The sequence below is a fragment of the Rhizobium ecuadorense genome, from assembly GCF_001187535.1.
Lineage (GTDB): Bacteria > Pseudomonadota > Alphaproteobacteria > Rhizobiales > Rhizobiaceae > Rhizobium > Rhizobium ecuadorense.
In genome coordinates this window covers 1-209 of the sequence record NZ_LFIO01001399.1, presented here as the reverse complement: position 1 = coordinate 209, position 209 = coordinate 1, and the positions used below count along the sequence as shown (strand labels likewise).

The 209-nt window shown below is 62.2% G+C and carries 1 pseudogene; it reads right to left on the bottom strand.

Annotated elements, in window-relative coordinates:
- A pseudogene (locus tag AF337_RS42740) lies at nucleotides 1-152 on the bottom strand (MBL fold metallo-hydrolase); the annotation flags it as partial.
- Nucleotides 153-209: the final 57 nt, after the last annotated feature.

Sequence of the window (209 nt, the reverse complement as noted above, 5' to 3'; positions counted from 1 at the left end):
ATCGCGGTAGGGAGCGGTAGCACTCCATCGCTGACCACCAGCACCTCAATCTCGCCGACCCGCACCGCGTAGCGCGACGGAACCAGTTCGTCGAGCCGAGGTCTGCCGGTGTGTGCGGTGTTTTCCCGGCTCGTCTTTGTCTCAAGGTTCATGTTCGTCTCCTTCTGACCGCCGCCTTAAACACGGCACCGACGACGCTACATCGAGGC